The sequence below is a fragment of the Streptomyces sp. NPDC032822 genome, from assembly GCF_055578825.1.
Window position 1 is genome coordinate 243,373 of sequence record NZ_JBVIOL010000010.1, and the last position, 24,152, is coordinate 267,524.

General features: G+C 71.0%; 19 protein-coding genes. 14 read left to right on the top strand and 5 right to left on the bottom strand.

Going from position 1 to position 24,152, the window contains the following annotated elements; all coding sequences use genetic code 11:
- The first annotated feature begins 19 nt into the window (after window positions 1–19).
- From ACZ5VD_RS27875 to ACZ5VD_RS27900, 6 genes are all read left to right on the top strand, one after another.
- Complete coding sequence (locus ACZ5VD_RS27875; protein ID WP_468683659.1) at window positions 20–934, top strand: polysaccharide deacetylase family protein; 915 nt, start codon at window positions 20–22, stop codon at window positions 932–934.
- 26 nt (window positions 935–960) lie between these two features.
- On the top strand, window positions 961–1,815 hold the full coding sequence (locus ACZ5VD_RS27880) for a polysaccharide deacetylase family protein (RefSeq protein WP_468547845.1): 855 nt from the start codon (window positions 961–963) through the stop codon (window positions 1,813–1,815).
- A 221-nt stretch (window positions 1,816–2,036) separates the two neighbouring features.
- The gene (gene groES / locus ACZ5VD_RS27885; protein ID WP_171145943.1) at window positions 2,037–2,345 is read left to right on the top strand and encodes a co-chaperone GroES; all 309 of its coding nucleotides are present in this window, start codon (window positions 2,037–2,039) and stop codon (window positions 2,343–2,345) included.
- A gap of 118 nt (window positions 2,346–2,463) precedes the next feature.
- Entirely contained in the window at window positions 2,464–4,089 is a 1,626-nt protein-coding gene (gene groL / locus ACZ5VD_RS27890; protein WP_468547602.1) for a chaperonin GroEL, read from the top strand.
- 202 nt (window positions 4,090–4,291) lie between these two features.
- On the top strand, window positions 4,292–4,459 hold the full coding sequence (locus tag ACZ5VD_RS27895) for a hypothetical protein (protein WP_468547601.1): 168 nt from the start codon (window positions 4,292–4,294) through the stop codon (window positions 4,457–4,459).
- 45 nt (window positions 4,460–4,504) lie between these two features.
- Window positions 4,505–5,257 (top strand): hypothetical protein, encoded by a 753-nt coding sequence (locus ACZ5VD_RS27900; protein ID WP_468547600.1) that lies wholly within the window; start codon window positions 4,505–4,507, stop codon window positions 5,255–5,257.
- Between the two features lie 575 nt (window positions 5,258–5,832).
- On the opposite strand, the gene ACZ5VD_RS27905 is transcribed toward ACZ5VD_RS27900, so the two are convergent.
- Both ACZ5VD_RS27905 and ACZ5VD_RS27910 read right to left on the bottom strand, forming a co-directional pair.
- Window positions 5,833–6,606, bottom strand: a complete 774-nt coding sequence (locus ACZ5VD_RS27905) for an SDR family NAD(P)-dependent oxidoreductase (RefSeq protein WP_468683661.1) — start codon at window positions 6,604–6,606, stop codon at window positions 5,833–5,835.
- Between the two features lie 134 nt (window positions 6,607–6,740).
- A complete protein-coding gene (locus ACZ5VD_RS27910) occupies window positions 6,741–7,409 on the bottom strand; it encodes an MOSC domain-containing protein (protein ID WP_468547598.1) in 669 nt (222 codons plus the stop codon).
- Window positions 7,410–7,489: 80 nt separating this feature from the next.
- On the opposite strand from ACZ5VD_RS27910, the gene ACZ5VD_RS27915 reads away from it, so the two are divergent.
- A complete protein-coding gene (locus ACZ5VD_RS27915; RefSeq protein ID WP_468547597.1) occupies window positions 7,490–8,389 on the top strand; it encodes a LysR family transcriptional regulator in 900 nt (299 codons plus the stop codon).
- A 67-nt stretch (window positions 8,390–8,456) separates the two neighbouring features.
- Here ACZ5VD_RS27915 and ACZ5VD_RS27920 read toward each other — a convergent pair whose 3' ends face one another.
- On the bottom strand, window positions 8,457–8,777 hold the full coding sequence (locus ACZ5VD_RS27920; protein ID WP_468547596.1) for a WhiB family transcriptional regulator: 321 nt from the start codon (window positions 8,775–8,777) through the stop codon (window positions 8,457–8,459).
- Window positions 8,778–9,158: 381 nt separating this feature from the next.
- On the opposite strand from ACZ5VD_RS27920, the gene ACZ5VD_RS27925 reads away from it, so the two are divergent.
- The 4 genes from ACZ5VD_RS27925 (at window position 9,159) to ACZ5VD_RS27940 (ending at window position 13,575) form a co-directional block, all read left to right on the top strand.
- Window positions 9,159–9,770, top strand: coding sequence for a response regulator transcription factor (locus ACZ5VD_RS27925; protein WP_003948568.1), 612 nt, complete (start codon window positions 9,159–9,161; stop codon window positions 9,768–9,770).
- A 266-nt stretch (window positions 9,771–10,036) separates the two neighbouring features.
- Window positions 10,037–10,624, top strand: coding sequence for a sigma-70 family RNA polymerase sigma factor (locus ACZ5VD_RS27930; RefSeq protein WP_468683662.1), 588 nt, complete (start codon window positions 10,037–10,039; stop codon window positions 10,622–10,624).
- 192 nt (window positions 10,625–10,816) lie between these two features.
- Complete coding sequence (gene guaB / locus ACZ5VD_RS27935; protein ID WP_468547594.1) at window positions 10,817–12,325, top strand: IMP dehydrogenase; 1,509 nt, start codon at window positions 10,817–10,819, stop codon at window positions 12,323–12,325.
- 125 nt (window positions 12,326–12,450) lie between these two features.
- The gene (locus ACZ5VD_RS27940) at window positions 12,451–13,575 is read left to right on the top strand and encodes a GuaB3 family IMP dehydrogenase-related protein (RefSeq protein ID WP_468547593.1); all 1,125 of its coding nucleotides are present in this window, start codon (window positions 12,451–12,453) and stop codon (window positions 13,573–13,575) included.
- 565 nt (window positions 13,576–14,140) lie between these two features.
- Here ACZ5VD_RS27940 and ACZ5VD_RS27945 read toward each other — a convergent pair.
- Window positions 14,141–15,349 (bottom strand): nucleotide sugar dehydrogenase, encoded by a 1,209-nt coding sequence (locus ACZ5VD_RS27945; protein WP_468547592.1) that lies wholly within the window; start codon window positions 15,347–15,349, stop codon window positions 14,141–14,143.
- Between the two features lie 301 nt (window positions 15,350–15,650).
- Here ACZ5VD_RS27945 and ACZ5VD_RS27950 point away from each other — a divergent pair, with 301 nt between their 5' ends.
- Window positions 15,651–17,387, top strand: a complete 1,737-nt coding sequence (locus ACZ5VD_RS27950) for a glycerol-3-phosphate dehydrogenase/oxidase (RefSeq protein WP_468547591.1) — start codon at window positions 15,651–15,653, stop codon at window positions 17,385–17,387.
- Window positions 17,388–17,512: 125 nt separating this feature from the next.
- Here the strand turns inward: ACZ5VD_RS27950 and ACZ5VD_RS27955 are convergent, their stop codons facing one another.
- Window positions 17,513–18,556, bottom strand: coding sequence for a serine hydrolase domain-containing protein (locus tag ACZ5VD_RS27955; protein WP_468547590.1), 1,044 nt, complete (start codon window positions 18,554–18,556; stop codon window positions 17,513–17,515).
- A gap of 168 nt (window positions 18,557–18,724) precedes the next feature.
- On the opposite strand from ACZ5VD_RS27955, the gene ACZ5VD_RS27960 reads away from it, so the two are divergent.
- Together ACZ5VD_RS27960 and ACZ5VD_RS27965 are read left to right on the top strand one after the other, a co-directional pair.
- Window positions 18,725–21,019 carry a serine/threonine-protein kinase gene (locus tag ACZ5VD_RS27960; protein WP_468683664.1) on the top strand — a complete coding sequence of 765 codons (2,295 nt, stop codon included), beginning with the start codon at window positions 18,725–18,727 and terminating at the stop codon, window positions 21,017–21,019.
- Window positions 21,020–21,204: 185 nt separating this feature from the next.
- Entirely contained in the window at window positions 21,205–24,036 is a 2,832-nt protein-coding gene (locus ACZ5VD_RS27965; protein WP_468547589.1) for a protein kinase, read from the top strand.
- The last annotated feature ends 116 nt before the right edge of the window (window positions 24,037–24,152 follow it).

The following is a 24,152-nucleotide window of genomic DNA, read 5'->3' on the forward strand; positions in this document are numbered from 1 at the left end:
CCTGCGAGGATCCGGCACCATGCGAACGGTAGGACAAAAAGATAAGAAGCGGTCCTTTTCGGCAGTGTGTGGCGGTGCCGGTGTCGCCCTGCTCGCCGTGGTGTCCCTCCTCGCCGGCTGTGCGCGGGACGGCGGCCCCGAGGTGCGGCCGGCCGCCGGCCAGCAGCCCCGCGAGGCGGCCCGGAAGGAGGCCAGGGCCGCCGAGGCGCGCGCCGCACACAGGGCCAGGGTGGTGGCCGCGAAACGCTGGGGCCTGAAGAGCCTGCCGCTCACCCCGCCGAGCCCTCCTGCCGTCAAGCCGAGGATCACCACCCGCAAGGGCTTCGAGGTGGACGGCCACGAGAGCCTCCCACCGGTCTTCACCACGATCCCGACCCGGCAGAAGGTCGTCTTCCTCACCATCGACGACGGTGCCGAGAAGGACCCCGCGTTCCTGCGGATGATGAGCGAGCTACGGATCCCGTACACCGCCTTCCTCAGCGACTACCTGGTCAAGGAGGACTACGGCTACTTCAAGAAGATGCAGGCCGGCGGGGTCACCCTCAACAACCACACCCTCCGCCACCCCTACCTGCCCGGACTGTCGTACGCCCGCCAGAAGCACGAGATCTGTGGCATGCAGGACGTGATCGAGAAGCGCTACGGCACCCGCCCCACCCTCTTCCGCCCGCCCTTCGGCAACTACAACGAGGACAGCCTGCGCGCCGCGAAGTCCTGCGGCGTCCGGTACGCGCCCCTGTGGAACGAGGAGGTCTTCGTCGACCACTGGGAGTACCGCGAGTGGGACCGGAAGATCCACCCCGGTGACATCGTCCTCAGCCACTTCCGGGGCCGGGAGGACTGGAAGGGCACGATGCCCGACATGGTCCGCCGCTTCCTGAACAAGATCACGCAGGAGGGGTACGCCGTGGCCCGCCTGGAGGACTACCTGTGAGGCGGTGGGGGCCCGGGTGCGTACGGCTGCGGCGGCGGACGCCGGCGGCCCTGCAACTGATCCTCGTGACCGCGCTCCTCGCCGGCTGCGCCCAGTCCGTCGACCCCATCGAACGGCTCGGCAAGAAGGCCGCGCGGGCGGTGTCGCACGGTCCGAGCGGGGCGGGCGAGCGGCCCGGGTCGTACGGCTCGGAGGGCGCGGGCGAGCGGCCGTACCGCCGCTGGGGGCTCACGGCCCCCCTGGCCGTCGCCCCGAAGCCGCCCGCCCGGCCCCCCGCCACGCGCCCTCCGGGCCGGGGACTCCCGCCCGTCCTCGACCGCGTCCGCACCCCCGACCCGGTCGTCTTCCTCACCTACGACGACGGCGCCGAGAAGGACCCCCGGTTCGTCGACCTCGTCCGCGAACTGCGGCTCCCGGTCAGCATGTTCCTCACCGACAGCGTCGTCGGACCGGGGTACGGCCACTTCGCGCGCCTCCAGTCGGTCGGCGCGAGCATCCAGAACCACACCCTCGACCATCCGGCGCTGCGTGGACTGCCGTACGCCGGCCAGCGCGCCGAGATCTGCGGCCAGCAGGACAAACTCCGCTCCCGCTTCGGCATCCGCCCCCGCCTCTTCCGCCCGCCCTACGGCACCTACGACACCACCACCCGCCGCGCGGCCGGCGACTGCGGCCTCGCCGCGGTCGTCCTGTGGCGCGCCGCCGCGGAGAACGGCGACCTGACCTTCACCGGAGGCGAACCCCGGCTGCGCCCGGGCGACATCGTCTCGGTGCCCTCGGGTGAGCCGGCCGACGACACCCTCACCGAGCGCACGACGCGGCTGCTGCGGGAGATCCAGCGGAGGGGACTGACGGTGGGGCGCCTGGAGGACTACGTCTAGCCTCCGCCTCCGGTCCTTGCCGGAAACCTGGTCGCCGCGCCGCACAGGATTGGCACTCCGCTTGACCGAGTGCTAATCGCAGTCATAGTCTCGGGTCTGGCACTCCCCCTAGGAGAGTGCCAACTAGCGACGGGCAGGTCCGGCACCCGCGACGACGGATCCACCTGGTCGCCACCTCAGACAGTTAACCCCGTGAGATCTCCGAAGGGGGAGGTCGGATCGTGACGACCACCAGCTCCAAGGTTGCCATCAAGCCGCTTGAGGACCGCATTGTGGTCCAGCCGCTCGACGCCGAGCAGACCACGGCCTCTGGCCTGGTCATTCCGGACACGGCCAAGGAGAAGCCCCAGGAGGGCGTCGTCCTGGCCGTGGGCCCGGGCCGCTTCGAGGACGGTAACCGTCTTCCGCTCGACGTCGCCGTCGGCGACATCGTGCTGTACAGCAAGTACGGCGGCACCGAAGTGAAGTACAACGGCGAGGAATACCTCGTCCTCTCGGCCCGCGACGTGCTCGCGATCATCGAGAAGTAATTCACCTCAAGCACATCTGCTTGTGAGCTGCGCCCCGGGTTCCCGCGACCATATGAAGCCGGGCGGCCGGGGCGCAGTTCGTTTCACCCACGTTTTCCGAGAGGGCTGAACCGCTCCCATGGCGAAGATCCTGAAGTTCGACGAGGACGCCCGTCGCGCCCTCGAGCGCGGCGTCAACAAGCTTGCCGACACGGTCAAGGTGACGATCGGCCCCAAGGGCCGCAACGTCGTCATCGACAAGAAGTTCGGCGCACCCACCATCACCAACGACGGCGTCACCATCGCCCGCGAGGTCGAGCTCGACGACCCGTACGAGAACCTCGGTGCCCAGCTGGTGAAGGAGGTGGCGACCAAGACCAACGACATCGCGGGTGACGGCACCACCACCGCCACCGTGCTCGCCCAGGCGCTCGTACGCGAGGGCCTGAAGAACGTCGCCGCCGGCGCTTCCCCCGCCCTTCTGAAGAAGGGCATCGACGCGGCCGTCGCCGCGGTCTCCGAGGAGCTCCTCGCGACCGCCCGGCCGATCGACGAGAAGTCCGACATCGCCGCCGTGGCCGGGCTGTCCGCCCAGGACACGCAGGTCGGCGAGCTCATCGCCGAGGCGATGGACAAGGTCGGCAAGGACGGTGTCATCACCGTCGAGGAGTCCAACACCTTCGGCCTGGAGCTGGACTTCACCGAGGGCATGGCCTTCGACAAGGGTTACCTGTCGCCGTACTTCGTGACGGACCAGGAGCGGATGGAGGCCATCCTGGAGGACCCGTACATCCTCATCAACCAGGGCAAGGTCTCCTCCATCCAGGACCTGCTGCCGCTGCTGGAGAAGGTCATCCAGGCCGGCGCCTCCAAGCCGCTGCTGATCATCGCCGAGGACGTCGAGGGCGAGGCCCTGTCGACCCTGGTCGTGAACAAGATCCGCGGCACCTTCAACGCGGTCGCCGTCAAGGCCCCCGGCTTCGGCGACCGCCGCAAGGCGATGCTCCAGGACCTGGCCGTCCTCACCGGCGCCACGGTCATCTCCGAGGAGGTCGGCCTCAAGCTCGACCAGGTCGGCCTTGAGGTGCTGGGCTCCGCCCGCCGCGTCACGGTCACCAAGGACGACACCACGGTCGTCGACGGCTCCGGCAACCACGAGGACGTCGTCGGCCGCGTCGCCCAGATCAAGGCCGAGATCGAGAACACGGACTCCGACTGGGACCGCGAGAAGCTCCAGGAGCGCCTCGCGAAGCTGGCCGGCGGCGTGTGCGTGATCAAGGTCGGCGCCGCCACCGAGGTGGAGCTGAAGGAGAAGAAGCACCGTCTGGAGGACGCCATCTCCGCGACCCGCGCCGCGGTCGAGGAGGGCATCGTCTCCGGTGGTGGCTCCGCTCTGGTGCACGCCGCGAAGGTCCTCGAAGGCGGTCTGGGCAAGACCGGCGACGAGGCCACCGGTGTCGCCGTCGTCCGTCGCGCGGTCGTCGAGCCGCTGCGCTGGATCGCCGAGAACGCCGGCCTCGAGGGCTACGTCATCACCGCCAAGGTCGCCGAGCTCGACAAGGGCCAGGGCTTCAACGCCGCGACCGGCGAGTACGGCGACCTGGTCAAGGCCGGTGTCATCGACCCGGTCAAGGTCACCCGCTCCGCCCTGGAGAACGCCGCCTCCATCGCCTCCCTCCTCCTCACGACCGAGACCCTGGTCGTCGAGAAGAAGGAAGAGGAGGAGCCGGCCGCCGGTGGTCACGGCCACGGGCACTCCCACTGACGCACCGCGTCGGTACGCCGTAACCGAGGCCCGGCCTCCCCGCAGGGGGAGCGCCGGGCCTCGCCGCGTCCGGACGTCTGTCCTGCCCTGCCCCGCCCTGTAACGAGCGTGCCACAGGACCACATACGTCCGGAATTCCCCAGTGATCACCGTCACACCTGTGTCACCATCAACCTCCCTTTGTCATAGGAAGGTTGGTCGAATGGCGGGTTGGACCAACGACCACAAGGTCGCGATCGTGGTCGCCGTGCTCGGAGCGCTGGCCGTGATCGCCGCGGCGCTCATCACCGGCTGGATGGCGTCGGACGGCACCAGCGTGGACCAGAAGACCGGCAGGGACGGCACTGTCTGCGTCAATGCGAAGTGCTAGGCGATGGCGGCACTCATGCGGCCCGGGGTGATCGAGGCAGGGGAAATGCGTATCTGGAGAAGAGCGGTCCGTGGTTCCGCTCTCGTGTGTCTGCTGGTGTCCGTGACGGCCGCCTGCGGTGAGACCAACAACTACAGCCAGCACGCCGGACGGGACGGCAAGCTGTGCGTGGACGGTGCCGAGTGTGCGGACGGTTCGGGCGGTTCGGACCCGTCCGGGACGCCGGAATCCGCGAGCGATTCACCCCTGGCACAGGCGGATTCCGACGATTCCGTTCCGGACGTCACGAGCGGTGACGGTGACGGCAGCGGCGAATCCCCCGACCAGTCCGATTCGGGGGACTCCGAGGAGACCGCGGCCGAATCCCGGTCGGACATGCGGGTGCGCTATCTGACCGAGATCGGGCCCATCGGCGGATACGGGAACAACGAAAGAGACGAGGCCACCGAACTCGGCGATGCTCCTCTCACCAAGAGCATCGTGTTCTCGCCGGGGGCCTTCGCGAAGGAGGTGAAGCCGCTTTCCTTCACCATTCCGACCGGCATGACCGAATTCAAGGCGACGGTCGGACTCGACGGGGACACACTGCCCGACTATGTGGCACAGGTCGTCTTCAAACGCCGAGACGGGTCGACCGTCCGCAGCCTCACGCTCCGATCCGGAGACGTGCACAACGTGTCCGAGAAGGTGACCGGCGCCGGCCTGATCACGATCGAGGTCTCCATCCTGGAATGGTCGTCGGACGCGATCAACAGCCGGCCGCATGTCGTCGTCGGGGACGGCAGATTCGAGAAGTAGGGCGGAACGGTTCCCGGAGAGGTTCCCGCACCGGTCGACGCCCTGGGCGCCGGGCCCGGCATCCACGAAGAAGCCCCCGCTCCGTTCAGGGAGCGGGGGCTTTCCCCTTCGCGGGTCACTGACCGGGTACTCCCAGTCGTTCCCTCAGCCCGGCCCGGTCGTACCGCCACCATCCCCGCGGATGCCGCCACCGCGGAACCGGTGCCAGGTCGTCCCGCATGTGTCGCGGTCCGCTTCCCCCGGGTCCGCTCGACCCCGGGTCCAGCAGCCGGTCCATCTCGTCGAACCGGCTGGTCCCGCAGCCGATGAGCCGTACGAACGTCATGACGTCGCCTCCGGCCCTCTGGGCACGGCTGAACACCACCATTCTCCCACCGGCACGCTCCGATGCCTCCCGTCCGTCCGGCATCAGGACGTCCTGCGCGTCGGCCCTCGTCCCCCTGGCCGCTCCGGCGAATGGCCGCGCCCTCGTGGTCCGAGTGCCGCGCCGGGGGAGCGGATCGAGCCCCTCCCCGCGGTGCCGCACCTCGGACCCGCAGCCGTCCCGCACCTCGTGGACGCCTTCCGGCCCCCGCCTACTGCGGCCCGTACTTCCGCCCCGTCTTCGACGTGATCCCCCCGAGCAACCCCCGGGGCACCACCTTCACCGCACCCATCAACGCCTTGTACCGCGGATCCGGGATCGACAGCGTCTTCCCCCGCGCGAGGTCGTTGAGGGCCGCCGCCACCAGCTTGTCCGCGTCGAGCCACATCCAGTTCGGGATGTTGTCGGTGCCCATCCCGGCCCGCTGGTGGAACTCCGTGCGGACGAATCCGGGGCACAGGGCCATCAGGCGTACGCCGCTGCCGGCCAGGTCCTTCGCCGCGCCCTGGGTGAACTGCACGACCCACGCCTTGGACGCGCCGTACGTTCCGCGCGGTACGAAGGCGGCGACGGACGCGACGTTGACGACACCGCCCCGCCCGCGCTCGCGCATGGCCTCCGCGCCCGCCGACGTCAGTCGGAGCACCGCCTCGCAGTGCACCTTGAGCATCAACAACTCGTCGGCCATGGACACGTCGAGATAGCGGCCCTTGTTGCCGAAGCCCGCGTTGTTGATCAGCAGGTCGACCGGGTTCTTGCGGTCGGCGAGGCGGGCGGCGACCGACTCGATGCCGTCGTCGGTGGCGAGGTCGGCGGTGAGGACCTCCGCCTCGATGCCGTGGCGGTCGTGCAGTTCGGTCGCCTGTTCCCGCAGTCGCTTGGTGTCGCGGGCGACGAGAACGAGGTTGTGCCCGTCCGCCGCCAGCCGTCGCGCGAAGGCGGCGCCGATGCCCGCGGTGGAACCCGTGATGAGAGCCGTTGTCATGGCGCAAGGTTAGTGACCCGGACCGTACGCGCCCGCTCCCTCCACAGGGTCTCTTCACCAGGGCACTTCAGCGGCCCGTTCCGCAGGTCCCCGCGCAGGTCCCCCCACGCGGGGCGGTCCCCGGGCCCCGTCCGTCAGGCCCCGTGCTTCGCCACGTACTCCCGCGCCGACTCCCGCAGTTCCGAGTGCAGTGCCTCGCCGGCCGCCAGCAGCCGCGGCTGCAAGTGCCGCTCGGTGGTGATCGCCCGGAACACCAGGGCCACCGTCACGTCGTGGCCGGGACGGTGGACGATCTCGACGGGGTCCCCGGCACGGATCTCGCCCGGTTCGATCACCCGCAGATACGCCCCCGACGCCCCCTTCTCGGTGAAGCGCCGCACCCACTGCCGCTCGCCCATGTGGCCCTGGAAGGTGCCGCACGGAATCCGCCCGCTGCTCACCTCCAGGACCACGTCCGACCCGATGCGCCAGCGCTCGCCGATCAGCGCTCCGGAGAGGTCGATGCCCTCCGTGGTGAGGTTCTCCCCGAAGACGCCGTCGGCCAGCGGGCGTCCCAGCTCGCGCTCCCAGTCGTCGAGGTCCTCCCGCGCCACCGCGTACACGGCCTGGTCGTCGCCGCCGTGGTGGCGCCTGTGGCACACCGTGTCGCCGGCCAGCCCGCTGCCGCCGACCCCCTTGGGCCCGGGCGCGGACACCCTCACCGGACCGTCCGCGGGCCGCTTGTCGATGCCGGTCAGACCCTCCGGCTGGCTCGTGTACGGCACCGCCCGCGCGCGGCCCACATTCACCGAGAGAAGCTTCATGGGCGCACGGTAGGGGACCACGCCTCAAAGTGTCGACGGAATATTGGGCGAGATCTCCAAGGCCCGCTTATGCTCGACGGATGATCGAGGCCCGTCATCTCCGCGTGCTGCGCGCCGTCGCCGCCACCGGCTCCTTCTCGGCGGCGGGGCGCGAACTGGGCTGCACCCAGCCCGCCGTCAGCCAGCAGATGAAGGCCCTGGAAGCGTCCGTCGGCACGCCCCTGCTCATTCGCACCGGGCGCGAGATGCGCCTGACCCAGGCGGGCGAGGCGCTGGTGCGGCACGCCGCCGGAATCCTCGCCGGACTCACCGCGGCCGAGGAGGAGGTCGCCGCCATCGCCGGCCTGCGGGCCGGACGGGTCCGTCTGGTCTCCTTCCCGAGCGGCAGCTCCGCCCTTGTACCGACGGCCCTGGCCGCCCTGCGCGCCGCGCACCCCGGCACCCGGGTCTCCCTGGAGGAGGCCGAACCGCCGCAGTCCGTCGGCCTGTTGCGCGAGGGCGACTGCGACGTGGCCCTCGCCTTCCGGTACGAGGGCGCGGCGGGCGCCGAGGAGTGGGACGACCTCGTCGTACGCCCCCTGCTCACCGACCGGCTCGTCGCCCTCGTGCCCGACGCCCACCGGCTGGCGAAGGCCGGGTCCGTCGCCATCGGCGACCTCGCCCGGGACCCCTGGATCGCGGGCTGCCCACGCTGCCGCGGTCAGCTCGTCGAGGTGTGCGAGGGCGCCGGCTTCACCCCTCGCATCGACTTCGCGACCGACGACTATCCGGCGGTCGTCGGCCTGGTGGGCGCCGGTCTCGGCGTCGCCGTGCTGCCCCAGCTCGCTATCGAGTCCGTACGGCCGCGCGGGGTGCGCACGGTGGCGCTGGAACCGGCCGTCCGGCGGGAGATCGTCGCGCTCACGCTGCCCGACCTGGCCCAGGTGCCGGCCGTCGCGGCGACGCTGGAGCAGCTGACGCGGGCGGCCCGTCAGAAGTAAGGGCATCAGAAGGAAGGGCACGCATGCGCGTGCCCACCACGGTGCCCACCATTGGAGAAACGTTCCTTCAGGTGTTCGAGGCGGCATGCCCCACCGCTGACACCAGCCGGTGGCGTGCCCGCCCCATGAGTTCCTCGCGCTCGTCCTCGGTCAGTCCGCCCCAGACGCCGTACGGCTCTCTCACCGCCAGCGCGTGCGCCGCGCACTGCGCGCGGACCGGGCATCTCATGCAGACCTCCTTGGCCGAGTTCTCGCGAGCGCTCCGGGCCGCGCCGCGCTCGCCCTCCGGATGAAAGAAGAGCGAGCTGTCCACCCCGCGGCAGGCAGCCAGGAGCTGCCAGTCCCACAGGTCCGCGTTCGGTCCGGGAAGGCGGGAGAAATCTGCCATTGCGTGACCCCTTGTAGCCGTTCTGGGCGGATACGGTGTCCACGACCGTACATCTACGATCTAAGGAGATGAAAATATGACTCATTGCGAATCTAGCCTCAGACACCAGGAAATGGGAAGAAAAGGGTCTGAATGGGGCACGGGTTGTGATGAAAGGTTGTGGGTCCGCGCGCGTGTCTCCACCGTGTCCGCCCCCTCACGTAGAGTGCCGAAGATGGCTCACGGCCCCGTAACTCTTTCGAGTGACCGTCGTTAGGAGTGCGGAGGCGGTTGAGAACAACAAGGGCTCGGGCAGGCGTCCGAGACGGTCGACCGCACAGGTGACGATTTCGTACCAGCCTGGAGGCTCAAGGTGACGTGCATCAGCTGCGGAGGACGGCCATGACATCCGTCCTCGTCTGCGACGACTCCCCGCTTGCCCGAGAAGCGCTCCGCCGCGCGGTCGCGACCGTGCCCGGCGTCGAGCGCGTGACGACCGCGGCCAACGGCGAGGAAGTGCTCCGCCGCTGGGGCGCCGACCGCTCGGACCTGATTCTGATGGACGTACGCATGCCCGGTCTGGGCGGCGTCGAGACCGTCCGGCGGCTGCTGTCCGCCGACCCGGGTGCGCGCATCATCATGCTCACCGTCGCCGAGGACCTCGACGGCGTGGCGCTCGCGGTCGCCGCCGGTGCCCGGGGCTATCTGCACAAGGACGCCTCGCGCGCCGAACTGCGCGCCACCGTCACCCAGGCCCTCGCCGACCCGACCTGGCGGCTGGCCCCGCGCCGGCTCCGGTCCGCCGAGATGGGCGCCGCCCCGACGCTCACCGCGCGCGAGATCCAGGTCCTCGAAGGCATGAGCCACGGCCGCTCGAACGCCGAGATCGGCCGCGAGCTCTTCCTCTCCGAGGACACGGTCAAGACCCACGCCCGACGGCTGTTCAAGAAACTCGGTGCCTCGGACCGCGCGCACGCCGTGGCGCTCGGTTTCCGCTGGGGCCTGGTTCGCTGAGCAGGGCCGCATGGGTCGTAGCGGGGGTCCGGGAACCCCCGCCTACCTCACGGTGGGCGGGGGTGGCAAAGCGGCCCGCCGGGTGCCCGCTGCTCGTTTCGCCGCGGATGCCGCATCCTTGAGGGGTGGAGTTCCTCGGGGACAAGTCGGTCGAGCGGAAGGGGAGGGTGCAGCGGATGAGTGCCGGCGCACCTGCTCATAACGCTTCAGTGCACAACGACCAGCGCAATGCCACGGATCGGACGCCGCCAAGGCACCATGGACCGATGCGCGACGACGAGGCGGGCACAGCCCCGGGGGCGATCGGTGCACTGGTGCACCACGCCGTGGAGGGGGACGAGCAGGCCACGCACGACCTGCTCGCCCATGTCCACCCCCTGGCGTTGCGCTACTGCCGCACCCGTCTGTCCCGGCTCCCGGGCGATGCCTGGCACTTCGTCGAGGACCTCGCGCAGGAGGTCTGCGTGGCGGTTCTGCTGGCCCTGCCGCGCTACAAGGACACCGGCCGCCCCTTCGAGGCGTTCGTCTTCGCCATCGCCGCGCACAAGGTCGCCGACCTGCAGCGGGCTGCGATGCGCCACCCGGGTTCCACGGCCGTCCCCTCGGACGAGATGCCCGAGCGGCCGGACGACTCACTCGGCCCGGAGGAGCGCGCCCTGCTCAGCAGTGACGCCGAATGGGCCAAGAAACTCCTGGCCAACCTCCCCGACAACCAGCGCGAGCTGTTGCTGCTGAGGATCGCCGTCGGCCTCACCGCCGAGGAGACCGGCCAGATGTTGGGAATGTCACCCGGAGCGGTCCGGGTGGCCCAGCACCGCGCGCTGAGCAGGCTGCGGGCGCTGGCCGAGCAGTAGTCCCCGTGCGGCCGTCCCCGCGCAGCGGTCCCTTTGCCGCACGGTGTCGAACGGGCGGGGCGTTGAACGGGCGGTGCGCCGACTCCGTACGAACATACGAAGCCCCGGTCATCGGGAACCCTGGAATTCGGGGCCCCTGCTTCCCGTTAGCATGGACATCCGCACCGATCAAGGCCATTTGGGGAAGGTGTCATGACTGCGAACGTCGACGGAGTGCCCGGAAAATTCGCGACACTCGGGCTGACCTACGACGACGTGCTGCTGCTGCCGGGCGCGTCGGACATGGCACCGGACGAGATCGACACCGCCTCGTACGTGTCCAAGAACGTGCGGGTCAACATCCCGCTCCTGTCCGCCGCCATGGACAAGGTCACCGAGTCGCGCATGGCGATCGCGATGGCCCGCCAGGGCGGCGTCGGCGTTCTGCACCGCAACCTCTCCATCGACGACCAGGCCAACCAGGTCGACCTGGTGAAGCGCTCCGAGTCCGGCATGGTGGCCGACCCGATCACGGTGCACCCGGACGCCACGCTCGCCGAGGCCGACGCGCTGTGCGCCAAGTTCCGCATCAGCGGTGTGCCGGTGACCGACCCGGGCAAGAAGCTGCTCGGCATCGTCACCAACCGCGACATGGCCTTCGAGACCGACCGCGCCCGCCGGGTCCGCGAGGTCATGACGCCCATGCCGCTGGTCACCGGCAAGGTCGGCATCTCCGGCGTCGAGGCCATGGAGCTGCTGCGCAAGCACAAGATCGAGAAGCTTCCGCTGGTCGACGACGACGGCGTCCTCAAGGGCCTGATCACGGTCAAGGACTTCGTCAAGGCGGAGAAGTACCCGAACGCCGCGAAGGACGCCGAGGGCCGTCTCCTCGTCGGTGCCGCGGTCGGTGTGGCGGGCGACGCCTTCGAGCGCGCCCAGGCGCTGATCGAGGCGGGCGTCGACTTCATCGTCGTCGACACCGCGCACGGCCATTCCCGGCTGGTCGGCGACATGGTCGCCAAGATCAAGTCGAACTCGGCGGGCGTCGACGTCATCGGCGGCAACATCGCCACCCGTGACGGCGCCCAGTCCCTCATCGACGCCGGCGTGGACGGCATCAAGGTCGGCGTCGGCCCCGGCTCCATCTGTACGACCCGTGTCGTCGCCGGCATCGGCGTTCCGCAGGTCACCGCCATCTACGAGGCGGCCCTCGCCGCCAAGGCGGCCGGTATCCCGGTCATCGGCGACGGCGGCCTCCAGTACTCCGGCGACATCGCCAAGGCCCTCGTCGCGGGCGCCGACACGGTGATGCTGGGCTCGCTCCTCGCGGGCTGCGAGGAGTCGCCGGGCGAGCTGATGTTCATCAACGGTAAGCAGTTCAAGTCGTACCGCGGCATGGGCTCCCTGGGGGCCATGCAGACCCGCGGCGACCGCAAGTCGTTCTCCAAGGACCGCTACTTCCAGGAGGGCGTCGCCTCCGACGAGCAGCTCGTCCCCGAGGGCATCGAGGGCCAGGTGCCCTATCGCGGTCCCCTCTCCTCGGTCGTCCACCAGCTGGTCGGCGGTCTGCGCCAGTCGATGTTCTACGTCGGCGGCCGGACCGTCCCCGACCTCCAGGACAACGGCCGCTTCGTCCGGATCACCTCGGCGGGTCTCAAGGAGAGCCACCCGCACGACATCCAGATGACCGTCGAGGCACCGAACTACAGCCGCAGCAAGTGACCCCCGCGCGCGTGAAGACGTCGTGAGACGTACCGAGGGCGGCCCCGGAGCATCCGGGGCCGCCCTCGTCGTGCCCGTCGGCGATACTGGAAGACGCTGAAACGCATCAGGGAAAGGCCACACACGTGACTGAGATCGAGATCGGGCGCGGCAAGCGCGGCCGCCGGGCGTACGCCTTCGACGACATCGCCGTCGTCCCCAGCCGCCGTACCCGGGACCCGAAGGAGGTCTCGATCGCCTGGCAGATCGACGCCTACCGTTTCGAGCTGCCCTTCCTGGCCGCCCCCATGGACTCGGTCGTCTCCCCGGCCACCGCGATCCGTATCGGTGAGCTCGGCGGCCTCGGCGTACTGAACCTCGAAGGCCTGTGGACGCGGCACGAGGACCCGCAGCCGCTGCTGGACGAGATCGCCGAACTGGACGCGGACAATGCGACCCGCCGCCTCCAGGAGATCTACGCCGCCCCGATCAAGGAGGAGCTGATCGGGCAGCGCCTCAAGGAGGTGCGCGACTCGGGCGTGGTCACCGCCGCCGCGCTCTCCCCGCAGCGCACCGCCCAGTTCTCCAAGGCGGTCGTGGACGCGGGCGTGGACATCTTCGTCATCCGCGGTACGACGGTCTCGGCGGAGCACGTCTCCGGTTCGCACGAGCCGCTGAACCTGAAGCAGTTCATCTACGAGCTCGACGTCCCGGTGATCGTCGGCGGCTGTGCCACGTACACCGCGGCCCTGCACCTGATGCGCACCGGCGCGGCCGGCGTCCTGGTCGGCTTCGGCGGCGGCGCGGCGCACACCACGCGCAACGTGCTGGGCATCCAGGTCCCGATGGCCACGGCGGTCGCCGACGTCTCCGCTGCCCGCCGCGACTACATGGACGAGTCCGGCGGCCGGTACGTGCACGTCATCGCCGACGGCGGTGTCGGCTGGTCCGGCGACCTGGCCAAGGCGATCGCCTGCGGCGCCGACGCCGTGATGATGGGCTCCCCGCTGGCCCGTGCCACGGACGCGCCCGGCAAGGGCCACCACTGGGGCATGGAGGCGGTGAACGAGGAGCTGCCGCGCGGCAAGAAGGTCGACCTCGGCACCGTCGGCACCATCGAGGAGGTCCTCACCGGCCCGTCCCACACCCCGGACGGCTCGATGAACTTCTTCGGCGCGCTGCGGCGGGCCATGTCCACCACCGGTTACAGCGAGCTGAAGGAGTTCCAGCGCGTCGAGGTGACGGTGGCGGACTCGGTGCATCGGCGGTAGCCCGCGCGGTCCCGGTAGTCCCCCGTAGTACGTGAAGGGGCCGGTCGTCTCACTTGGGTGAGGTGACCGGCCCCTTTTGCGTGTCCGGGTGGGATTGCGGGGGCGTGTGGTGCGGGGTGGAGGCGCGCGGTTGCCTTCGGGGCGGGTTCGGGCTGGTCAGGGGTGCGCTGGCGGTAGCGTTCATGTCGGCGCCCCAGTTGTGCGGGGTGCCCCCTTCCAAGAACAAGGTTCCGGACCCCGGCCGTCGGGGCCCGGCCCGAGTTCCAATGTGCCGCCTACCGGGTCAATGGGTGGCGTCATGGAAGGGGGCACCCACGGGTCGCGACCGCAAGCCCACCCGCTGGGACCGGAGCCGTCTGCGGACGGTGAAGTGCCGGAGGAGGTGGATCTTGCGGATTTTCGGACGGTGAGCGGCCGCCCCTATACACAGTAGGGGCGGACACCCGTAACCCGTCAGGAGCCTGCCGCAGTACCCGCTGCGGTGGGCTCCACCTGTTTCCAAGGTACCGGCGCAGAGTGCCTCCCGCCGCAGCCTGGGACGCCCACCCACTCCATGCGCCCCCGCTCACAACCGATGCGCCGCCCCCGTAGGCGTGGCTCCGCGCGTGTCCAGCAGGAGCTGTGCCTTCACCGAGAGGCCCTGGAGGTCGTACGTGCGGTGGTTCTGGAGGAGGATCGTCAGGTCGGCGTCGGCGGCGGCCTCGTAGAGGGAGTCCGCGCGGGGGACCGGGCGGTCCAGGACGTTCCACGACGGGATGTGCGGGTCGTGGTAGCTGACCGAGGCACCGAGCTCCATCAGGCGGGTTGCGATCTCCTGGGCGGGGGTGGCCTGCTGGTCGGCGAGGTCGGGTTTGTAGGTGACGCCGAGGAGGAGGACGCGGGCGCCGCGCGCCGATTTGCCGTGCTCGTTGAGCAGGGTGGCGGCGCGCTGGATGACGTAGCGCGGCATCTGGTGGTTGACCTGCTGGGCGAGTTCCACCATGCGCAGGGTGCGGCCGGCGTGGCCGGTCAGGTCCTGGGGGACGGCGTGGCCGCCGACGCCGGGGCCGGGGCGGAAGGCCTGGAAGCCGAACGGCCTGGTCTCCGCGCAGCGGATGACGTCCCAGAGGTCGACGCCCAAGTCGTGGCACAGGACGGCCATTTCGTTGACGAGGGCGATGTTGACGTGCCGGTAGTTGGTCTCCAGGAGCTGCACGGTCTCCGCTTCGCGTGGTCCACGCGCGCGGACGACCTTGTCGGTGAGCCTTGAGTAGAAGGCCGCGGCCGATTCGGTGCAGGCGGGTGTGAGGCCGCCGATCACCTTGGGGGTGTTGGCGGGCGTGAAGTCACGGTTGCCGGCATCGACACGGCTGGGGGAGTAGGCGAGGTGGAAGTCGCGTCCCGCGCGCAGTCCCGAGCCCCTTTCGAGGAGCGGGCGCAGGAGGTCCTCGGTGGTGCCGGGGAGGACGGGCGACTCCAGGATGACCGTGGTGTGCGGGCGCAGGTGGGCCGCCAGGGTGCGGGCGGCTGCCTCCACCTGGCCGAGGTCGAGTCCCCCGTCCACGCCCCGTGGGGTGGGGGCGCAGATGACGGCGGTGCGTACCCGGCCGAGCTCGGCGGGGGTGGTGGTCGGCCGGAAGCCCCCCGCGAGCATGCGGCGCAGTTCGGCGGGGCTGAGGGAGCCGGCCTCGGGGCCGGTGCGGTAACCGAGTGTGGAGATGCCGGCGGCGACGGCGGCCTGGGCCAGGGGCAGTCCGTAGGGGCCGAGTCCGATGACGGCGAGATCTGCGGGCATGTCGTAGGCCGTCCTTCCCAGTAGCCGAAGCGGGACAGGTGCGCAAGCCCTGTGGACAGGATGGGCGAGAGCAATGTCAGACTAGGAGTAAATATGACCGATATGCGGGATTGGTGGCGTGTGTCTTGTCGTAGTCCGTGGCTGTTGTGCCGCGTGTCCGTGAAAGTTGTCCACAGGCTGGGGGCCACTGGTGGCTGAACTCGGGCAAGCCGGTCAGAATTTGGGCATGGGGGATACGAACCGGGCCACTCTTCACGGGTGGGACCGGCACGACCGGTAGGACCGACAGCGGGAGGCAGCGGTGAGGACAGCGACACTGGGCCCGGCGCAACGCGCCGAGTCACTCGCATCAATGGCCGAGCGCGAACTGGACGTGCTGGTGGTGGGCGCGGGCGTGGTGGGCGCGGGCACCGCCCTCGACGCCGTGACCCGAGGCCTGTCCGTCGGCCTCGTCGAGGCGCGTGACTGGGCGTCGGGCACGTCGAGCAGGTCCAGCAAGCTGATCCACGGAGGTCTGCGCTATCTGGAGATGCTCGACTTCGCGCTCGTCCGTGAGGCACTGAAGGAGCGCGGCCTGCTCCTGGAGCGGCTCGCGCCGCACCTGGTGAAGCCGGTGCCGTTCCTGTATCCGCTCCAGCACAAGGGCTGGGAGCGCCTGTACGCCGGATCGGGCGTCGCGCTGTACGACGCCATGTCGATGGCCCGAGGTCACGGCCGGGGCCTGCCGATGCACCGCCATCTGAGCCGCCGTCACGCCCTGCGGGTCGCACCCGCCTTGAAGAAGGACGCGCTGGTCGGGGCGTTGCAGTACTACGACGCCCAGATGGACGACGCCCGCTTCGTGGCGACTCTCGTCCGTACGGCGGCGTCGTACGGCGCGAAGGTCGCCAACCGCGCGCGCGTGACCGGATTCCTGCGCGAGGGCGAACGCGTGGTCGGCGCCCGCGTGCAGGACGTCGAAGGGGGCGGGGAGTACGAGATCCGCGCCAAGCAGATCGTGAACGCGACCGGGGTGTGGACCGACGACACCCAGGCGATGGTGGGGGAGCGGGGACAGTTCCACGTCCGGGCGTCCAAGGGCATCCATCTGGTCGTACCCAAGGACCGGATCACCGCCTCCACCGGCCTGATCCTGCGCACCGAGAAGTCCGTCCTGTTCGTCATCCCCTGGGGCCGGCACTGGATCATCGGCACGACCGACACCGACTGGGACCTCGACAAGGCGCACCCGGCCGCGTCCAGCGCCGACATCGACTACCTGCTGGAACACGTCAACTCCGTCCTGTCGGTGCCGCTGACCAGGGACGACGTCCAGGGGGTGTACGCCGGACTGAGGCCCCTGCTGGCCGGTGAGTCGGACGCCACCAGCAAGCTGTCGCGCGAGCACACCGTCGCGCACCCGGCGCCCGGGCTCGTCGTGGTGGCCGGCGGTAAGTACACGACCTACCGGGTCATGGCCAAGGACGCGGTGGACGAGGCGGTGCACGGCCTCGACATGCGGGTCGCCGAGTGCGTGACGGAGGACGTCCCGCTCCTCGGCGCCGAGGGCTACCGGGCACTGTGGAACGCGCGGGCGCGGATCGCGGCCCGGACGGGCCTGCACGTGGTGCGGGTGGAGCATCTGCTGAATCGGTACGGCGCGATGGCGGAGGAGGTGCTCGAACTCATCGCCTCGGACAGCTCACTGGGTGATCCCCTGCAGGCGGCCGACGACTATCTGCGCGCCGAGGTCGTGTACGCCGCCTCGCACGAGGGCGCACGGCACCTGGACGACGTCCTGACCCGCCGCACCCGCATCTCCATCGAGACCTTCGACCGGGGCACCCGCAGCGCCCGCGAGGCCGCCGAACTGATGGCGCCGGTGCTCGGCTGGGACAAGGACCAGATCGAGCGCGAGGTCGAGCACTACGAGAAGCGGGTGGAGGCGGAACGGGAGTCGCAGCGGCAGCCGGACGACCTGACGGCGGACGCGGCCCGGCTGGGGGCGCCGGACATCGTGCCGTTGGAGGACTCGGGCGATAGGTCTCCCGGGCGGTAAGGCTTGCGAGCGGCAGGGCTTTCGGGCGGTAGGGCTTGCGAGCGGCAGGCCCTTCCGGCCCGGGCGACCGAAGGTCACTCGAACGAGTGTCGCGAACCGGGATCTTCGTTCGGAACCCGGCCGTTCTACGAGGTGCGGGGGCAGAACTCGGCGGCGAGCAGCCGGGGTTCGAGGCCGGGATCTGCCATCGCCGTCGTGTTCACGCGGAAGGTGAGGACGCGACGGCCGCCGACCGCAGCCGCGCTGCGCACGTAGCTGCCGTCGATCCGGCCGTTGTGTCCCCACACCGTCGTGCCGCACGGCAGCTTCACCGGGAACAGGCCCATGCCGTACGAGCCGTGTGCGGTGCGGGTGTCGAGCATCTCGCGCAGCCAGCGCGGGGGCAGCAGCCGTCCGCCGAGCAGGGCGGCGTAGAAGCGGTCCAGATCGGCGAGCGTGGTCACCAGCTCGCCCGCGGCGCCGGCCACCCGCGGGTCTAGGTCGGTGACGTCGGTTCCGTCGGTGGCGTAGGCGCGGCCGTGCGGGGAGGGGAGAGTCGTGCGGGAGCCGGGGAAGGAGGTGCCCGTCAGACCCAACGGAGCGATGACGCGGCGCTCGGCCTCGGTGGCGTACGAGTGGCCGGTGACCTGCTCGACGACCAGGCCGAGCAGGACGTAGTTGGTGTTCGAGTAGGAGAAGCGGCCGGGGTGGGCCAGGGGGTGGGTGAGTGCGATGCGTACCGCTTGAAGAGGAGTGACGGGGACGACGCCGCCGGTGTCCGCGGTGAAGTCGTACAGGCCGCTGGTGTGGGTGAGCAGGGCGCGCAGGGTCGGCGCACGGCCGTCGCCGCCCGCTTCCCGCACCAGGCCGGGCAGGTACCGCTCCACACTGTCGGCGAGTTTCAGCCGGTGTTCGGCGGCCAGTTGCAGGACGACCGTCGCGATGAAGGTCTTCGTGATGCTGCCGGCCCGGAAGTGGTCGGCGCGGGAAACGCCCTGACCGCTGCGCGTGAAGCGGATGCCGGTCTCCTCGCGGGCCAGCAGCGCCGCGGCCGGGGCGCCACCCCGTGTGACCAGCAGCGGAAGGACCGAGTCGGTGGGCGGGGTGCCCAGCGCCGAGGAGGACGCGGGGGCCTGAGCGAGGAGCACCAGGCACACCAGCACCACCGACAGTGTCCGAAGCGGTGGCATCGCGCGGGTCCTCCCTTGTCGCGGCCCATCATGCAGGGCGGTGGAACGGCGACTTCACCGGGACCCGCGTCGCGGCCCACGGTGCCGTCAGAGGCACCCTGGGCGTTGGGCACTTGTTCGGTGAGGGACAATGGAGGCTCTGTCAGGGCGGGTTGCATGAGGGGACGCATGTCGGAGGCGGAGCGGGCGGGCACATCCCGTCAAGACACTCGTCAGGACAACAGCGAGCGTCTTCTCGCCGGGCGGTACCGGCTGGGAGGTGTGCTCGGCCGCGGCGGCATGGGCACGGTCTGGCGTGCCGAGGACGAGACCCTGGGGCGGACGGTAGCCGTCAAGGAACTGCGGTTCCCGACCAACATCGACGAGGACGAGAAGCGACGGCTGATCACGCGCACACTGCGCGAGGCCAAGGCCATTGCGCGGATCCGCAACAACAGCGCGGTGACGGTCTTCGACGTGGTCGAGGAGGACGACCGCCCGTGGATCGTGATGGAGCTCGTCGAGGGCAAGTCGCTCGCCGAGGCCATCCGGGAGGACGGCCTTCTGGAGCCGGTGCGGGCGGCGGAAGTCGGCCTGGCGATCCTCAACGTGCTGCGGTCCGCGCACCGTGAGGGGATCCTGCACCGTGACGTGAAGCCGTCCAACGTGCTGATCTCCGAGGACGGCCGGGTCGTGCTCACCGACTTCGGCATCGCCCAGGTCGAGGGCGACCCGTCCATCACCTCGACGGGCATGCTCGTCGGCGCGCCCTCCTACATCTCCCCGGAGCGGGCCCGCGGCCACAAGCCGGGACCGGCGGCCGACCTGTGGTCGCTGGGCGGGCTGCTGTACGCGTCGGTCGAGGGTGCGCCCCCGTACGACAAGGGGTCGGCGATCGCGACCCTGACCGCGGTGATGACCGAGCCGCTGGAGGAGCCGAAGAACGCCGGCCCTCTGAAGGACGTCATCTACGGCCTGCTCACCAAGGATCCGGCCCAGCGGCTCGACGACGCCGGTGCGCGGGCGATGCTCAACGCCGTGATCCACGCGCCCGAGCCGAAGGCCGAGCCGGCGCCGGACGCGACGAAGGTCGTGCCGCTGCCTCCGCAGCCCGACGAGCAGACCGCCCGGAGGGGTTCGGCGGGCTCCGGCGGCAAGCGGGGCGAAGAGGCGGGCGAGCGGTTCCGCGGGGCGATGCGTTCCATGCGGAAGGCCGCCGGGGCGGCGGGCGCGGCGGCATCCTCAGCGGCTGCGTCCAGGACCAAGTCCGGGGGCGGTACGACGGATTCGGGTTCGGGTTCGGGCTTGGAGTCGGCTTCTGGGACGGGCTCGGGTGCGGGCTCCAGTTCGGGTGCGGGTTCGGGTTCGGGGGGCGGCGGTACGGCTGCTTCCGGGGCCGGGGGCGTCGGTGGTGGTGCGGGGGCTTCGGGTGCCCGTGCGGCCGGTGCCGGAGCCGTTGGTGCCACCGGTTCGGCGGGGAAGGGCGCGTCGAGCGGGGCGGCTGGTTCGAGTCCGAGTTCCGGTTCTGGTTCTGGTTCTGGTCTGGCGTCCGGTGGGGTGCCTGGGCCTCGGGACTCGGGAGCGAAGGGCGCGGGTACGGCGGGCTCGGCCTCGGGTGGCGCGGGTGCCAACGCCTCGACCGGTGGGCGTAGTTCCGGGTGGCCCGTGATGACGCCGCCGGATCTGCCGCCGCGGTCCGTGCCGAGGGCGCCGCTGACCGATGTGGTGCCGCGGCGGACGTTGGTGATCATCGCCGTGGTCGTGGTCCTCGCCGTGATCGGCACCGTGCTGGCCCTCACCCTGGGTGACGACGGCGGCTCCGACGGGGCCAAGTCCGGTGGCGGCAAGGTGACGGCCAGTGCGAGCGCGAGTGCCGGCACCAAGGAGGACGCGAGCGGCGGTACGCGTTCGGACGATTCGGCGACCCAGTCCGCAGGGGCCGGGGCAGGGAACACGCCGAGCGCGGAGGCCGGCGCGACGGGCGGCGGTGGCTCGGGCGACGGTTCCTCCGGGTCCGGGTCCGGGTCGGGATCGGGGTCCGGTTCCGGCAAGGAGACCGAGACGACGCACAAGGGGAGTCAGGGGTACTCGATCGGGCTCCCCGCGGGGTGGAAGTACCAGTCGACGGGGTCGGCGGGAGACCGTTTCACCGGCCCCGACGGGCAGAAACTGCTGGTTGCCTGGACGTCCACGCCGAAGGGCAACCCGGTGGCGGACTGGAAGAGCCAGGAGAACTACATGACGCGCTCCCAGTACAAGAGGATCCGAATAGAGAAGGTGGACTACCGCAGCTGGAACGCGGCTGACTGGGAGTTCACCTATACGGAGAGCGGGACGAAGTACCGGACGATCGACCGGGGGTTCGTCGTCAACGGCCAACTCGGATACGCGCTGATGTACACGGCGAAGGACGCGAACTGGGACAGCGAGCTGCGCGAGGGCACGTGGCAGACGCTGGCGGACACGTTCGAACCGAAGTCATGACGGGCATGGGGTGAGCGACCCCGTGTTCGATCCCGCGTTTGGGGCGTGAGATCTGGCATCCCCTCATTGCGGGTTGCCTCCGGCACGTATCGTGAATGCTTGCGGACCGTACGCATCCACGTATGCGAACAGAACGGGCCGCGGTACGAACGGAATTGACCAACCGGGCGGCCGGGGGAGGCAACGTGGACGACTATGCGGGACGGGTACTCGCCGACCGCTACCGCCTGCCGCTGCCGCCCTCCGACGAGTACGAACTCACCGAGAGCCGGGCCTTCGACACCTACAGCGGGCAGGAAGTCCTGGTCAGGCAGGTGCCGTTGCCCGAGGTCGTCGAGGCGGAGGTGCTCGACGCGGAGGGGCTGCCGGACGGGTTCACGGCGCGGGATCCGCGTGGGGTCCGGGACCGTGGGGCGCGGCGCGCTCCGGCGGGTGCCGGTGGCTCGGCGCGGCGGCCGACGGATCCGGCCGTGCGGAGGGCCGTCGAGGCCGCGCAGGCCGCTGCCCGGATTCCCGACCACCCTCGGCTCGACCAGGTTTTCGACGTGTTCGCCGACGGTGGTTCGCTGTGGATAGTCAGCGAGCTGGTGTCCGCGCGGTCGCTGGCGGCGATGCTCGTGGAGAAGCCGCTCACGCCGTACCGGGCGGCCGAGGTCGCCGCCGACGTCCTCATGGCGCTGCGGGTGCTGCACGCGCACGGCTGGGTGCACCGGAACATCACCGCCCGTACGGTGCTCGTCTGCGACGACGGCCGCGTGATGCTGACCGGCCTCGCGGTGGGCGCGGCGGAGGAGGCACTGTGCGGGTACGACCCGGTGCCCGTGGAGAGCGCGGAATGGGGCGCCGGGGGCGGGGAGTCCGGTGACGGGCCCGGACCCGGCGGGCCTGGAGGTTCTGGTGGGCCCGGGGGTCCGGAGGGGCTCGGGCGCGCGGGGAGTGTCGGCGCCGGTCGGGGAACCGGCGGTGCGGGCGGCCCCGGTGCCGGGCGTTCCGGTGGCCCCGGCGGGCACAGTGGCCCCGGTGGCTCCAGTGGTCCCATCGGTTTCGGCGGGGGCGATCCGGAGGCCGCTCGGCGGGCCGCCATCGAGGCGCGGGAGGCCGGCGGCCTGCCGAGCGTCGGGGTGGAAGCGGCGCACACGAACGTGAACGTGCCGGGGGCGTCGGCCGCGATCGTCCGTCGGGACGTCGACGCCGGTTCGGACGTCAGGGCGGCGCGGGCCGGGGCGATCGCCGCGTATCGCGCGGGTGCCCGGGCCGCGGCCCGGGTCCAGGAGGCGCAGCAGAGCGGCCGGGCCGCCCTGCCAGGGGCCCGCCCGGCGTCCGAGGGAGACCAGGCCGCACACACCCACGCCGGTGCGCTGCAGCCGCCGTACCAGGCCCAGACTCCGTACCCCGCGGCCAACGGGGCGGCGCAGTCGTCGTATCCCGGTGCAGGCGGCGGGCAGGGTCCGTCCTCGGCCGGTGGTGTTCCGCCGGGGCAGATCGACGACCCGTATGGCGTGAGCGCCACGTCGTGGCACGGGGCCGCGCCTCGTGGCGGGGCCGGTGCGGTCGGCGCGGCGCCGGGTGCCGCGCCGGGTGTCGAGGTGCCGCCCGCAGGGCTCGGCGCCGCCGTACCCGGTGTTCCGGCCCCGGCCGGAGCCACGCCCGCGTTGCCCGGAACCGCCGCTCCCGCGCTGCCCGGTGGTTCGGCGCCGCGCTCGGGGCGGTGGGACGAGCCGGCCGCCGAGATGCCCGTACGGCGGGGGCCGACCACGGCGTTGGCCGCGGAGCGTGCCCGGCAGGCGCGGATGGCCGTGGTGGGGCCGGTGACGGAGCGATGGGCGCCGGAGCAGGCCGGACCGGTGCACGAGAACTGGCAGTTGGCGGCACCGATCGGGCCGCGGACCGACCTGTGGGCGCTCGGGGCGCTGCTGTTCCGGGCCGTGCAGGGGCATGCGCCCTATCCGGAGGAGTCGACGGCCGAGCTGGTGCAGCTGGTGTGCGCGGAGCCGCCGGCCTTCGCCGAGGAGTGCGGGCCGCTGCGGCCGGTCGTCGAGTCGCTGCTGCGTCAGGACCCGACCGAGCGGCTGGACTTCGAGGAACTGAGCGGCTGGCTGCGGTCGTTGGTGCGCTCGGCGCCGGAGCCGGAGGCCGGGGCGCATGTCGTCGCCGTGCCGCCCGCCGGTACCAGCCGGCTGCCCGTCGTACGGCGGCGGGGCGAGCTGGTGCGCAGACGGCGGGCCGGGCTGCCCGCGACGAGTGCGCACGGGCGGCACAAGCGGGCGCGGGAGGAGACCCGTTCGCCGCGGAGTCTCGGGCGGACGCTGCTGCTGCTGATCCTGCTGGTGCTGGCCGCGGGGATCGCGTACGCGATGTACTTCATGCCGAAGGCGGACCCGGACGACCAGGGCGCCGGGGACCGGACCGGGGCCGCCGGCGAGGTGAGTTCGGCGCCCGAGCAGTCGCCCGAGGCGAGCAGCGAGCCGCGGCCCGACCAGACCTCGCCCGGGCCGTCCCCGTCCCCGAGCGGTCCGTCGACGTCCGCCGGTTCCACCGAGACGCAGACCGGCGGGCCCGAGGTCGCCGACGGCTTCACCCTGCGCAAGGACGCGGAGGGCTTCCAGGTCGCCGTCGCCAACGGCTGGGACCGTACGCCGGTCAACGGGCGTGGGCAGGTCGTGTACACGCAAGGGAACTTCGAGCTGATCGTCGTACCGGGACGGGACGGCGCGGCCGAGGACGGCAGCGATCCCATGGTCTACCAGCGGGAGAAGGAGGCCGAGCTGCAGCCCTACCGGGACTCCAGCTGGGCCACCGCGACCGGGCTGAAGACGATCCAGGTGGGCGAGCGGACCATGGCCGAGGGACAGTTCACCTGGACCGGGGACGACGGGCGCGAGCTGTTCGTGCGGAATCGCGCGATGCTGATCGACGGGAAGTACCACGTGGTGCAGGTGCGTGGGCCGGAAGCGGAGCGGGACGAGGTGACGCGGCTGTACGAGCAGGCGGCGGAGACCTATCAGGTCACCGGCTGAACGGAAGCAGCCGTACGGGTCGCTCGTCGGGACGTCTCTCGCGTCTCTCCGCAAGGTGTCTCCGGTGCCGGGACGTCGCCGGTGACGCGACGCTTCCGGTTACCCCTGGGTTCACT

Excerpts from the sequence above, each read along its gene's own strand:
- ACZ5VD_RS27875 (WP_468683659.1), top strand. The coding sequence starts at position 20 with ATGCGAACGGTAGGACAAAAAGATAAGAAGCGGTCCTTTTCGGCAGTG.
- groL (WP_468547602.1), top strand. The coding sequence starts at position 2,464 with ATGGCGAAGATCCTGAAGTTCGACGAGGACGCCCGTCGCGCCCTCGAG.
- ACZ5VD_RS27895 (WP_468547601.1), top strand. The coding sequence starts at position 4,292 with ATGGCGGGTTGGACCAACGACCACAAGGTCGCGATCGTGGTCGCCGTG.
- ACZ5VD_RS27900 (WP_468547600.1), top strand. The coding sequence starts at position 4,505 with ATGCGTATCTGGAGAAGAGCGGTCCGTGGTTCCGCTCTCGTGTGTCTG.
- ACZ5VD_RS27905 (WP_468683661.1), bottom strand. The coding sequence starts at position 6,606 with ATGACAACGGCTCTCATCACGGGTTCCACCGCGGGCATCGGCGCCGCC.
- ACZ5VD_RS27910 (WP_468547598.1), bottom strand. The coding sequence starts at position 7,409 with ATGAAGCTTCTCTCGGTGAATGTGGGCCGCGCGCGGGCGGTGCCGTAC.
- ACZ5VD_RS27915 (WP_468547597.1), top strand. The coding sequence starts at position 7,490 with ATGATCGAGGCCCGTCATCTCCGCGTGCTGCGCGCCGTCGCCGCCACC.
- ACZ5VD_RS27920 (WP_468547596.1), bottom strand. The coding sequence starts at position 8,777 with ATGGCAGATTTCTCCCGCCTTCCCGGACCGAACGCGGACCTGTGGGAC.
- ACZ5VD_RS27925 (WP_003948568.1), top strand. The coding sequence starts at position 9,159 with ATGACATCCGTCCTCGTCTGCGACGACTCCCCGCTTGCCCGAGAAGCG.
- ACZ5VD_RS27930 (WP_468683662.1), top strand. The coding sequence starts at position 10,037 with ATGCGCGACGACGAGGCGGGCACAGCCCCGGGGGCGATCGGTGCACTG.
- guaB (WP_468547594.1), top strand. The coding sequence starts at position 10,817 with ATGACTGCGAACGTCGACGGAGTGCCCGGAAAATTCGCGACACTCGGG.
- ACZ5VD_RS27945 (WP_468547592.1), bottom strand. The coding sequence starts at position 15,349 with ATGCCCGCAGATCTCGCCGTCATCGGACTCGGCCCCTACGGACTGCCC.
- ACZ5VD_RS27955 (WP_468547590.1), bottom strand. The coding sequence starts at position 18,556 with ATGCCACCGCTTCGGACACTGTCGGTGGTGCTGGTGTGCCTGGTGCTC.
- ACZ5VD_RS27960 (WP_468683664.1), top strand. The coding sequence starts at position 18,725 with ATGTCGGAGGCGGAGCGGGCGGGCACATCCCGTCAAGACACTCGTCAG.